The organism is Streptomyces marianii (genome assembly GCF_005795905.1).
In the GTDB taxonomy this organism is placed as follows: domain Bacteria; phylum Actinomycetota; class Actinomycetes; order Streptomycetales; family Streptomycetaceae; genus Streptomyces; species Streptomyces marianii.
On the sequence record NZ_VAWE01000001.1, the window covers coordinates 1,274,815 to 1,286,183 of the forward strand.

At 70.8% G+C, this 11,369-nt stretch carries 7 protein-coding genes, 1 tRNA gene and 1 pseudogene; 5 read left to right on the top strand and 4 right to left on the bottom strand.

Going from position 1 to position 11,369, the window contains the following annotated elements:
- Positions 1 to 47 precede the first annotated feature (47 nt).
- Positions 48 to 293, top strand: a complete 246-nt coding sequence (locus tag FEF34_RS05800) for an ADP-ribosyltransferase family protein (protein ID WP_234042290.1) — start codon at positions 48 to 50, stop codon at positions 291 to 293.
- A 79-nt stretch (positions 294 to 372) separates the two neighbouring features.
- Here FEF34_RS05800 and FEF34_RS05805 read toward each other — a convergent pair whose 3' ends face one another.
- Positions 373 to 1,680, bottom strand: coding sequence for a DUF2254 domain-containing protein (locus FEF34_RS05805; protein WP_138052155.1), 1,308 nt, complete (start codon positions 1,678 to 1,680; stop codon positions 373 to 375).
- Positions 1,681 to 1,892: 212 nt separating this feature from the next.
- Here FEF34_RS05805 and FEF34_RS05810 point away from each other — a divergent pair.
- Positions 1,893 to 1,977 (top strand) — tRNA-Leu (locus FEF34_RS05810).
- On the opposite strand, the gene FEF34_RS05815 is transcribed toward FEF34_RS05810, so the two are convergent.
- On the bottom strand, positions 1,959 to 4,148 hold the full coding sequence (locus FEF34_RS05815; protein ID WP_199800643.1) for a hypothetical protein: 2,190 nt from the start codon (positions 4,146 to 4,148) through the stop codon (positions 1,959 to 1,961). The genes FEF34_RS05810 and FEF34_RS05815 overlap by 19 nt on opposite strands.
- A gap of 349 nt (positions 4,149 to 4,497) precedes the next feature.
- Between FEF34_RS05815 and FEF34_RS05820 the strand changes: the two genes are divergently transcribed.
- The 3 genes and pseudogenes from FEF34_RS05820 to FEF34_RS05830 form a co-directional block, all read left to right on the top strand.
- Positions 4,498 to 5,310, top strand: coding sequence for a hypothetical protein (locus FEF34_RS05820; RefSeq protein WP_138052156.1), 813 nt, complete (start codon positions 4,498 to 4,500; stop codon positions 5,308 to 5,310).
- 421 nt (positions 5,311 to 5,731) lie between these two features.
- Positions 5,732 to 8,497: a type 1 periplasmic-binding domain-containing protein gene (locus FEF34_RS05825; protein WP_234042291.1), complete on the top strand. Its 2,766-nt coding sequence runs from the start codon at positions 5,732 to 5,734 to the stop codon at positions 8,495 to 8,497.
- Between the two features lie 129 nt (positions 8,498 to 8,626).
- Positions 8,627 to 8,728 (top strand): annotated as a pseudogene (locus tag FEF34_RS05830) (IS5/IS1182 family transposase); the annotation flags it as partial.
- A 22-nt stretch (positions 8,729 to 8,750) separates the two neighbouring features.
- Here the strand turns inward: FEF34_RS05830 and FEF34_RS05835 are convergent.
- On the bottom strand, positions 8,751 to 10,160 hold the full coding sequence (locus FEF34_RS05835; RefSeq protein ID WP_138052157.1) for a nucleotide pyrophosphatase/phosphodiesterase family protein: 1,410 nt from the start codon (positions 10,158 to 10,160) through the stop codon (positions 8,751 to 8,753).
- Positions 10,157 to 11,356 carry a metabolite traffic protein EboE gene (gene eboE, locus FEF34_RS05840; RefSeq protein WP_138052158.1) on the bottom strand — a complete coding sequence of 400 codons (1,200 nt, stop codon included), beginning with the start codon at positions 11,354 to 11,356 and terminating at the stop codon, positions 10,157 to 10,159. The genes FEF34_RS05835 and eboE overlap by 4 nt, the downstream gene beginning before the upstream one ends.
- Between the last annotated feature and the right edge of the window lie 13 nt (positions 11,357 to 11,369).

Below are 11,369 nucleotides of genomic sequence, written 5' to 3' on the forward strand. Positions count from 1 at the left end.
ACCTGCGTGGGCAGTATCCGCTCGGCCGGACCGTGACCTCGTGGGGCGTGTCCTCGTGCACGTCCGAACTCGGCGTGGCCAAGGCGTTCCTCGGCAGCCGCGGCAAGCGGACGCTGTTCGAGGTGGTCCCCGCCCGGGCCGTGGGCATCCGCGACTTCTCCGCGTTCACCGGGGAGGACGAGTTCATCCTGCTGCCGGGCACCCGGCTGAAGGTGACGGACGTCAGGGTCGAACGCGGCGGCCTGTGCACCGTACGGCTGACGGAACTGGACGAGCCGCCTCTGGAGTCCTGAACGCGCACCGGGCGGGTACGTCGCTGCCCGGGAGGGAGGGCGGGCGGAAGGACGCCAGAGGCGGCCCTTCGCAACATGTTCAACCGATGCCCTGGCGGTCGGGCCGCAGTGCGAACGCGCGCTCGGCCGCCTCGGGCAGCGTCCGATCCAGAGCCTGCACCAGAAGCGCCCGGTGCCGTACCAGCGGGGCACGCCGTTCCTCCGGCACGAGCCGCAACAGATCGTCGATGCCGGCCAGCATCCGCCGGGAGACTTGCGGGCTCGCCGTGGCGCACCCGCGGATCTCGGTGAGCCCGAGATCGACCAGATCGGTCCAGCCGGGGACGTTCTGCACCAGCCGCACGACCCCTTTGCGGTCCCGGTGGTGCACCGCGCCCAGGGGGCGTACGGCGACCGCCGCGAGGAACACCACGATCCGGTCGAGGCACTGCACGGCGGTGGTCGGATCGTTCACGGCGGGCGACAAGGCCCGCAACGCGATGTCGGACAGCTGCCGCAGTCCGAAGCCCAGGTCCTGGTGGAAGGTGCGCTCGACCCCGACCGACACGCTGTGCCGGAGCGCCGACCGGGCGGGCACGCGCGGCCCGTGCACCGCGAGCACGGGCGTGCCGGGCACCATGTGGTCCCCGATCCGGGGGATGAGCCGCAGCACCACCCCGTTCCGCCGTGCGACGCGCACCAGCCGCGCGATGTGCACGTCCCGCAGTACGCCGGCACGCCCCTGGTGGCTCATGCGCGCGATCTCGGGCGCCAGGGGCGCCCCGTCGGGCCCTTGCACGGGCATTCTCGCCACCTCCCCGAGCGACTCCTTGTTGATCCGCTCGACGACGGGCCCGACCTTCATCAGCTGCAGGGTCTGGGTGACGTACGCGATGAACAGCACCAGGCTGAGCACGACCATGACGACGGTCAGGGCGCTCTGCACCACCGGCACGGTCATGACGTCCCGCGGGTCGGCCTCGCTCTCGTACGAGGTGAGGACCAGCAGCGACAGCAGGAACGTCGCCAGGAACACCGCGAAGGTGAGCTTGCTGATCCTGCTCCGGATGAAGATCCGCACGATGCGGGGCGTGAAGTTCCCGGCGGCCATCTGGACGGCGACCAGCGAGATGCTGAAGACGACGCCGATGAAGGTCATCATCGCCGCGCTGACGGTGGTGACGATGATCCGGGCGTCCTCGGCGATGGCCATCAGGCGGCGGATTCCCTCGAGGTCCCCGTCCTCCCTCAGGGCGTCCACGATCGCGGCATCGAGGGTGTCGGCGACGCCCCAGAGCAGGAAGACGAGTGTCAGGGCCGTGGTGGGCGCGAACCAGAAGGTGTCGCGCAGATGCTCCCGAAGCGGCGACAGTGCACGCGGCCTGCGATGACGAAGTTCACGGCTCACGCCGTGAGGCTAGACGACACTATACGCCCTGTACGCATTCAGTCACTTTCCGTGCGTCGACTGCGAGTGGGCACGAGGGGCAGGCCGACGGCGCAGGCCCTCCGCCACCCCACCCCACTGACCACGGGAAATGCAGTTCAGAGGCGCCTCGAACCCCTGGTAGAGTTGTCCATGTCGCCACGGGGAACGCCCCGAGGTCGACCTGACACCTGGTCCGGGTGGCGGAATGGCAGACGCGCTAGCTTGAGGTGCTAGTGCCCTTTATCGGGCGTGGGGGTTCAAGTCCCCCCTCGGACACTTGCCGTAGCAGTACGGATACGAGGGCCTCGACCCAAGGGTCGCGGCCCTTGTTGCGTGTTCGTGGGTGCCGGTGATGTCGATGGCCTCGCAGGGCGGGCCCTACTTGTCGGTGCCGGTTGCCTGGATGCGTTGTGCGATGTTTCCGGCGCCGTCCGTGATCCATCGGATGCGCGACTCCTTCCGCCGGTGCGGGTTCGCGGGCGGCCGACCGGGCCACGCACCTTGATGCCCTCCAGCACCGAAACGAAGCGGGGACTGCCGTCCTTCTCACGATAGGCGGAACCGCCGTTCGCCTGCTTCCATCCGCCCTGGTCCGATATCGCCCCTTGGAAGATGTCCTTCATGTCCCCGAGGTTGAGGTCGGAGTTGAACAGCCCCTTCTTGTCGGTGACCATGCTTCCGCCCTCGAAGTGATAGTCGCGCAGGTTCCTCAGCGCGAGCGTGTCGAGGGCTACCTCGTATCCGCCTTCAGGCAGGTTCTGGCCGGTGGGAATGAACTCGCAGTCGCTCCAGCCGTCCCATCCGTCCCAGCCGTCAAAACCTCCCCCTCCGGAGGCAGACGCAGCCGTGAACGCTCTCGGGGTGGATTTGGACCTGGGCTTGGGCTTGGTGGGGCAGAGCACGGCCTTGGCCCGGTCGATGACCTTCTGACCCTTGTCGACGAGCTCCCTCGCCTTGGCGGCCTTGTCGAGGAAGTCCTTGATGCCCAAGATGGCCTTGCCGAGCTTCGGGAGCTTGGTGACGAGGGAGGCTGCCTTCGTCCAGGGCAGGTTGTTGACGATCGCCCAGAGGCAGGTCGGGATGTCGGGGTCGTCCCAGCATTCCTTGATCTCCTCGGCGGCGAGTTCGACGAGCAGCTCGGCGCCGTTCTCCTTGAGGTAGTCGAGGAGGTTCTTCTGGGCCAGTGCCTTGGCCGCCTCGAACTCCGCCACACTGATACCCGCGGCTTCGAGGGTCTTGCGCTCCGCCTCCATCAGGTCACCGCCGGAGACCTCCTTCCCGGACCTGGCGGCCTCCTCGCGCTCCTTGCGCTCCAGCTCGCGCTGGTACTCCTCGGCGCGCTTGGCCGCCTCGTCGGCCTCCTTGGCGTAGGTGCCGGCCTCCTTGGCGTAGGTGCCGGCGTTCTTGGCCGCGGTCTCGGCCGATGCGGCGTGTTTCTCGGCGGAGGTGGCGAGCTTCCCGGCGTCCTCGGCGTCCTTCTCGGCCTGGGTGGCGGCGCCGCTTGCGGCTGCTGCGTGGTTCTCCGCTTCGGCGGCGGCGCCGCGTGCCCGTGCGGCCTCGGCCTCGGCTTGTGCGGCGGCGTTGCGTGCTGCTGCCGCGTCGGCGAATGCCTGTCTGGCGGCCTGGCGGGCGAGTTTCGCGTCGGCCTGGGCCTGGGCGTCGGCCTCGTTGGCCCGTGCCGCTGCGGCTCGGGCCTTCGCGCCGTCCTCGGCGGCCTGGGCCGCGGACTTCATTGCGGCCACCGAGGAGCGTGCGGCGTCCGCGGAGGAACGCGCCGCTGCTGCCGCCGCCTTGAAGGCGGGGGCCACTTGGGCGTTGGCGCGTGCGGCGGCGGCTTCGGCCGCTGCGGCGGCCTTGGCCGCCTCGGTCGCCCTGGCCTCGGCCTTGGTGACCTCGTCTTGGCCCATAGCCAGGGCGGCCTGGGCTACTTGGCCAGCGAAGTCGGCGTCGACGTCGGTGCCGGTGAACGGCGCGGTGAGCAGGATGGCGGTGTTCGCGGGGTCGGCGATGCCTGCGGCGGTGGTACGGGCCGATGTGGCGGCCTGGACCGCGATGCCCGCCTGCAGACGGGCCATCGCCGCTTCTCGCGTGGCGCCGTCGGCCTCCTCGCGGGTGCGGTTGGCCGCTTGGAGGGCGTGGTCGGCCTCGATCGAGGCCAGTCCGGCCAGCCGGGCCGCTTCGTGGGCGGCGATGCCGGCACGGGCTTCCTGCGCGGTCGCTTCGGCCGCCTTGGCGTTGGCTCGCTGGGCCGCGGCGCGGGTGGCCGCCGACTCGGATTCGGCCCTGTTCGCCGCCGCGTTCGCCGCGCGGGCCGCGGCTTCGGCCTTGAAGGCCGCGGCGTCGGCCCGGGCCGCGTGCGCGGCCGCCGCCCGTGCCCGCGCTGCGGCGTCTGCTGCCTCGATGGCCGCGGACCGCGAACGCACCGCCGCCGCGGATGCATTCCCCACCCCTGCATCGGCAGATCCGACCGCGGAACTTCGGCCCAGCGAGACAACAGGCGCGACCTGGGACAGCAGGACGCCTCACACACGTAGACACAGGGGAACGCAACCGCACGCGACCAAACCGCTCGAGCACGCCGGCCATGAACAGGATCACCAGCGTTCCCGACGGGTCGGCTATTCCGGGATGAGCCTGCACTCAGAACGGTCGATCGGCTAACCCCTCCTGAACAACGGCAAACAGGACGGTTGAAGTAGGTACTCACAGAATGCGCACTGCATCCGTTCTGCGTCTGCATCGGGAAGAGTGTGCAGGGTGACATCGACGAATCAGACCCGGCGGTAAGGACGACCCATGGTGCAGGCCCCTTCATTGAGGCGCTCAGCCGGCCCGGTGGCCGCCTGGCGCTCGGTGATGCTGGTCCTCGCGCTGGGGCAGGTGGTGAGCTCCGTCCTCAGCCGGCTCTACGGCGGTGAGTTCACGAAAGCCGACCGTCCGGGTGAGCCCCCCATCGTTCCGGTCGGCTGGGCATTCTCGATCTGGACGCCGGTGGAACTCCTCTGCGTCGCCTACGCGCTGTGGGCACTGCCCGAGCGTCGCCCGGATCCCGAGGTTCGAAACCGCTTGGCCGTCCCGCTCTCGGTGGTCTTCGCCGGATTCAGCTGCTGGCTTGTGGTGGCGGAGGTCGCACCGGTATGGGGAACGGTCGCGGTGTTCGCCGTCATGATCTGCGGTCTCGCACATGCCATGTCAGTGGCACTGCAGCACCGCTTCGCCATCGCCACCTGGCGGCCCGTGCCCAGAGGGCTCTTGTGGTGGATGCTCGGTATTTACGCTGGGTGGTCGACCATCGCGGTCTGGGTGAACCTCACTACCGCGGTGGCAGGTTCCGGTGCCCCCGTCAGCGGCAGAGCGGGCGTCGCGGGGCAATTGGCGGTGCTGGCCGGCGCTACGGCGACTGCCGCGGTCATCGTGCGCTGGACTCGAGGTCTGCTCCCCTACGCGCTCGCCGCGGGCTGGGGTCTGCTGACCGCCATGCTGGGAGCTGCGAGCGCCGGGCAGCCCGTCCTGGCGGGCGCCGCAGGCGCCGGACTCGCCCTCGTGACCGGGGTCACCGCCGTCACACGACGGGAGCGAGCAGCACGCGCACCGGGGCCCGAGCCATGAGACCGGGGAAGCGAAGCACGGTGCTCGTCACCGGAGGCGCACGCCTCGGCACATGACGGGACTGTCCGGCATCGACTGCGGAGCCGTCGTGCACTCCGCCAGGACGAAGACGGGCGAATCCGGGTGGCGAAGCGAATCCCGCAGTCAGGCTGTCGAGATCCGGCCCGAACACCCAGGGACCCCCGGGCACCCGCGATCGGCACGACCGCGCGCGTCGGCAGGGGTCGATCACGCGTCGGCCGTGCCGACGGGCGCTGCCCCGGACCGGCCGGACAACCGTGGAGCGGGTCCGGAACCGTCCGGTCGCGCTCCCCTCTGCGCCGGGAGCCGCTCCTACTGTCAGTGTCAGATGATTGACTCTGCGCATGGGTAGAACAGTCGGCGACGGCGCCTGATTCTCGGGGCACAGAGGGGGCAGCGCATGACCACGGGGGATCCTCGGAACCGCATTCCGGCCTATCCCGGTGTCGATCGTTTCGTCGACGCCTTCGACAAACTCGTGGTACAGCCGCGGCGCAGCCGCAGCAGAGTTCCGGTCGTACTGCTCCACGAGCCGGGCGGCGGCGACGCGGGGCGCCGGATCGTCGCGGGGCTCCGCTCACGGATGCGCGGCCGCAGCGAGGTCCTCGCCCCGCACGCGCACATCCCGCAGATTCCGGACGGGGCCGACCCGCCGCCGCTCCACCTCTTCGAGCTGATCACGAACCAGCTCAGGGAGACGATGCCGCCGGGCACCGGTGAACTGCACCTGCACAGCTACCGATTACTGCGTTCCGTCGTCACCGCCCCCGCGCTCGACGGGCTCATGGAGCGCCGCCACACCGAACTGCGCAACCACTGCTACGCACAGCATCGCCAGTGGTCGCCCATGGCCCAGGCACTGTGGTGGCTCGGCGGACGTGACCAGGCCAACGGCGGCACGCTCCTGGAGCTGCTGTGGAACTTCGTGGCGGGCCCGCTCTTCCAGCGGCTGCCGCGCGCCCTCTACGGGCGGCGAGCGAACCGTCGCATGCTCGGGAAGGCTCGCAGCCCTCGCTGGTACGCGCGCTGGGTGCGCCAGCAGCAGGGCAGTCCACCCACCGACTTCTTCCGCTCCGCTCTCGACCTCGTCCAGGGCGAGCTGGTCAACGAGCCCGAGCGCATGGACCGGGTGCTCATGCAGGCCGTGCTCTCCGATCTCGACCGTGCCTGCCGGACCCGTCTCCTCGACCCCTGGCGCCGCCGCCGCACCAGCCGCTTCGTGCTGCTCTTCGACGAGGCGGGGCACGAGGACTCACGCGTCCAGCGATTCCTGCGCGAGTTGCGCTCCGCCGTTGACGACCTGCGCTGCACCTCGGTGTTCGCGGTGGCGGGCGGCGTACGTTCGCTGGCCGCGCGCATCCCCGACATCCACGCAACGGGTCTCGCCCAGGCGGGCGCCGAGCTGATCAACATCGAGCGTCGTGGGATGCCGCCGGACCAGCCGACCGGGCTTGTCGTACCGGTCGCCGAGGGTCCCGAGGACGATCAGGCCGCGGTGTACTGGCTCGGCCGCTGGCCGACGTTGGTGACACCGTCGCCGCGCTGGGGTCCCGGTGCCGAGATGGCCGGGGCGCTGGGCGCGGCGACGCTCGCCCTCGCGGTCGCCGGAGCCCTCGTCCTCGTACCGGACACGTGGAACCGCGCGAAGGACGATCCCTGCCAGGGCTCCACCTTCCTCGGCACCGACGGACACTGCGTCGGGGTCGGCGAAGGCTCCGCGGGCTTCGGCAAGGGACCCAGCGAGCAGGCCGTGCGGGCCGTGCTGGAGCAGATCGAGCGGCAGAACGAGGAAGTCGACGGGGAACTCGCCGGACGTCCCGCCGGCGACCCGCGCCCCGGACGCCGCACCGTCGTCTACTTCGGCCCGCTCACGGGAGGCAAGGACGCCGAGGACCCGGTCCGCGGGGGCACGTTCGCCGAACTGCGGGGCATCGCGGTGGCACAGCGGCACATCAACGCACAGGCTCTGCGCTCCGGCGAGCGGGTTCCGCTGCGGGTCCTCGCCGCCAACGCCGGGGACCGGTTCAAGGACGCGCCCGCCGTCGCGGAGCGGATCGTGGAACTCGCGGCGAGCGACCCGACCATCGCGGGTGTCGTCGGTTTCGGCCAGAGTCGCCGCAAGACGTACGAGGCGATGCGCATCCTCGACGAGGCAGGCATCCCGATGGTCGGCACGTCCGGCACGGCCGACGAACTCCTGCAGCAGGGCACGCACTACTACCAGACGGCGGCGACCGACGCGCGGGCAGCCGAGCTGATGGCCGCGTTCACCTCCGGCGCCAAGATCACCGCGGGCGGGCGGCCGGTGCACCGGGTGAGCCTGGTCGCCGACACGACCGACGCCTACAGCAACAGCCTGGCCGCCTCCTTCCGTGCCTCGTACGGGCCGGGGCGCACGGACGTCCTCCTCTACACGCCCACCGACGCGCCGGAGCCGGAACCGGTACCCGGCGCCCTCGGCGGGCGGCCGGTCCCGACCGTGGAGGACCTGGCCCGTGAGATCTGCCGTGCGGTGAGCGCGGAACCGCGGACGGCGGTGGTGTGGTCGGCACGGGCCAGCCAGTTCCAGCTTTTCCTGGCCGAGATCTCCCGCATGTCCGGCGACTGCCCGAAGCTCAGTGTGCTCGCGGGTGACGACGTCACCAACGCGCTCATGGAGGACCAGCGTCCCTGGGACCATTTCAAGGGCCTGTCCCTCTTCTACGTCTCGCACGGATTCGCGCCCACGCTGGCGGCGAGGAGCCCGGAGGCGGCGGCCTTCCTCGCCGCGTACGACCGCGCGTACGGCGGTGACCGCAGTGCCAGGAGCAAGGCGATGCGTGAGGACGGCCATGTCGCCCTCGCCTGGGACGCGTTGCGCTACCTCGCCGAAGGCATCGACCAGGCCTGGCGCACCACCGGTGGACACGACAGCCGTCTGGACCGTGGACTCGTGCAGGGCGTGCTCTACCAGGGTCTGGGGGGAGGCGGCTTCGACGGCGCCACGGGCCGCATCGACGCGCACGGTGCGGCGAGCGGCGGACGGCTGACGGAGAACAAGCTCCTCGCGGTACTGCGGGGCACTGACAGCGGGCCCGTGACGGAGCTGCTGTGCGGCGTGGTGACTCGCGGCGACGAACGCACCACGTGGGGCCCGGAGAAGGGGAGGAAGCTTCCCTGCCCTTGAGAACTCACACGAAGTCCCGCTGCCCGTAGTGGTCGTTGGCGCTGCTGCCGCATCCGCCGGGTCGCCCGCGGGCCCGCCGTGCCGGAGCGGACCCGCAGCCGGTGCGGTGGGGATGCGGTGGAGCGGTCCCAGTCCTGGCGCCTGCTCCGGCGAGCCAGATGCTCCACCCGCCGCATCGGCACCATCGTCCAAGCCATCCACACGCTGCTGACCTGCAGCCATTCAGGATGAAAAGGGTTCAGTGGGGTGTGGTTCAGTGAAGTCCTGCGAGTGAGAGCAGCAGGGATTTCACGTCGGTGGCCGCGACGCGGCCGGTCAGGGCGCGGGGGGTGGAGCACAGGATGAGCGGACCGTTGTCGGTGTCGCCGCTCGTGGGGAGGCGGCCGTGGCTCCCGCGAATAGGGGTGGGGTCCAGGGGGACGACGGCCATGCGGTAGCGCATGCCGAGCTTCTTGCGGGCGAGGGCTGTGGCGGCTTTGACGCGGACGTAGGGGTCCTGGGGATCCATGAACAGTTCGACGGGGTCGTAGCCGGGTTTGCGGTGGATCTCGACGAGCTGGGCGAAGTCGGGGGCGTGTGCGTCGTCGAGCCAGTAGTAGTAGGTGAACCAGGCGTCGGGGTCGGCGACGGCGACGAGTTCCCCTGAGCGCGGGTGGTCGAGGCCATGGCTCTTCTTGCCCTCGTCATCGAGGAGTTCGGCGACGCCGCTGAGGCCCTGGAGGGCTTCGCGGGTGGCGTCGAGGTCTTCGGGGCGGCGTACGTAGACGTGGGCGATCTGGTGGTCGGCGACGGCGAACGCGCGGGAGACCGTGGGGTCGAGGTACTCCATGCCGTCCTGGATGTGGACTTCGAGGAGTCCGGCGCGGCGCAGTTCGCGGTTGATGTCGACGGGCCGGGTGACGGAGGTGATGCCGTATTCGGAGAGGGCGACGACGGTGCGGCCCTCGGCGTGTGCGTCGTCGAGGAGGGGTGCCATGGCCGTGTCGAGGTCGGTGGCGGCCCGGTGGGAGCGGGGGTCGTCGGGGCCGTGGCGCTGGAGGTCGTAGTCGAGGTGGGGGAGGTAGCAGAGGGTGAGGTCGGGGGTGCGGGTGCGGAGGATGTGGCGGGTGGCGTCGATGATCCAGCGGCTGGAGACGATGTCGGCGCCGGGTCCCCAGAAGTGGAAGAGGGGGAAGGTGCCGAGCCGGTCGGTGAGTTCGTCGTGGAGGCCGGGAGGCCGGGTGTAGCAGTCGGGTTCCTTGCGGCCGTCGGCGTAGTAGACGGGGCGGGGGGTGACGGTGATGTCGGTGTCGGCGCCCATGGCGTACCACCAGCAGATGTTGGCGACGGTATAGCCGGGGTGGGCGCGGCGGGCGGCGTCCCAGAGTTTGTCGCCTGCGACGAGGCCGTTGTGCTGGCGCCAGAGGAGGATGTCGCCGAGTTCGCGGAAGTACCAGCCGTTGCCGACGATTCCGTGTTCGGCGGGGAGGGTTCCCGTGAGGAACGTGGACTGGGCGGTGCAGGTGACGGCGGGCATGACGGTGCCGAGAGGGGCGTGGGAGCCGGTGCCGGCGAGGCGTTTCAGGTGGGGCATGTGGTCGAGGAGGCGTGGGGTGAGGCCGACGACGTCGAGGACGAGGAGCGGGGTGGGGCGGGTGGTGTTGTCGGGAGTGGTGTCACTCATGGGAGTTCCTTGAGGCCGAGGTCGGTGAGCAGGTCGCGGGCGAGGGTGAGTTCGGCGGCGATGCCGTCGGCGAGCTGGGCGCGGCTGCGGGGCCTCAGTGCGTCGGGTAGGGCCTGCCAGGTGTAGGTCTCGACCTCGAGGTGGCGGGTGAGCGGGGTGGGGCCGCCGACGAGCCGGGCGAGGGCGTCGCGGAGCACGGGCAGGGTGGAGGTGAGCGGCGGGGCGGGGGGCGCGTGGAGGGGGACGTGGAAGTGGGCTCGCCAGGGTGCGGCGTCGGGGAGGGCGTCGGCCGCGAGGGCTTCCGGGAGGTCGTCGGTGCCGCGGAGTCCGGCGGCGAAAGGCCTCTCGCCTGCTCGAAGAGCTCGGGGAAGGGTGCGGGTCTGGTGGAGGAAGCGGGGTTCGGCGAACACGGCGAGCGCTTCGCGTACCTCGGGAAGGTGGGGGTGTTGGGCGTGGAGGGCGGCGGAGAGCTGGGCTTTGGGGATGGGGACGCCGGCTTTGGCGAGGGCGTCGAGGGCGGGGCCGGGTTGTTCGAAGGAGGTGGCGAGGTGGCAGGTGTCGACGCAGATGCCGATGCGGGGGTGGGCGATGTCGGTGAGGGGGCCGATGGCGTCGGCGGTGGTTTCGACGATGCAGCCGGGTTCGGGTTCGAGGGCGATGCGAATGGACTTGCCGGTGAGTTCCTCGATGGCGTCGAGGCGTCCGGCGAGGGTGGTGAGTGCGGTGTGTGCCGTGGTGGCGGTGTGGTCGTCCCAGCGGGTGCGCCAGGCGAGCGGGAGCGTGGAGACGGATCCTTCGGTGACGTCGTCGGGGAGGAGTGTGGCGAGGAGACGGGCGAGGTCGGTGGTGTGGGTGAGGCGTTCGGGTTCGGCCCAGTCGGGCCGGTAGACGCGGTGTTTGACCTCGCCGGTGCCGAAGCCCCGGTAGGGGAAACCGTTGAGGGTGACGACCTCCAGCCCGCGCCGGTCGAGTTCGGCGCGAAGGCCGCGCAGCGCCGCGGGGTCGGTGGTGAGGGCGCGGGCGGCGTCGTGGGCCAGCCACAGTCCGATGCCGAGCCGGTCGCGTCCGAGGCGTCTGCGGACGGGCTCGCAGTGGTCCCGGAGCTGGGCGAGGACGCCGTCGAGGGTTTCGGCGGGGTGGACGTTGGTGCAGTAGGAGAGGTGGACGGTGGTGCCGTCGGGGTGGCGGAAGCGCATGGGGGCCGCCTCC

Coding starts and splice junctions, on each gene's coding strand:
- FEF34_RS05820 (WP_138052156.1), top strand. CDS start 4,498: ATGGTGCAGGCCCCTTCATTGAGGCGCTCAGCCGGCCCGGTGGCCGCC.
- FEF34_RS05825 (WP_234042291.1), top strand. CDS start 5,732: ATGACCACGGGGGATCCTCGGAACCGCATTCCGGCCTATCCCGGTGTC.
- FEF34_RS05835 (WP_138052157.1), bottom strand. CDS start 10,160: ATGAGTGACACCACTCCCGACAACACCACCCGCCCCACCCCGCTCCTC.
- eboE (WP_138052158.1), bottom strand. CDS start 11,356: ATGCGCTTCCGCCACCCCGACGGCACCACCGTCCACCTCTCCTACTGC.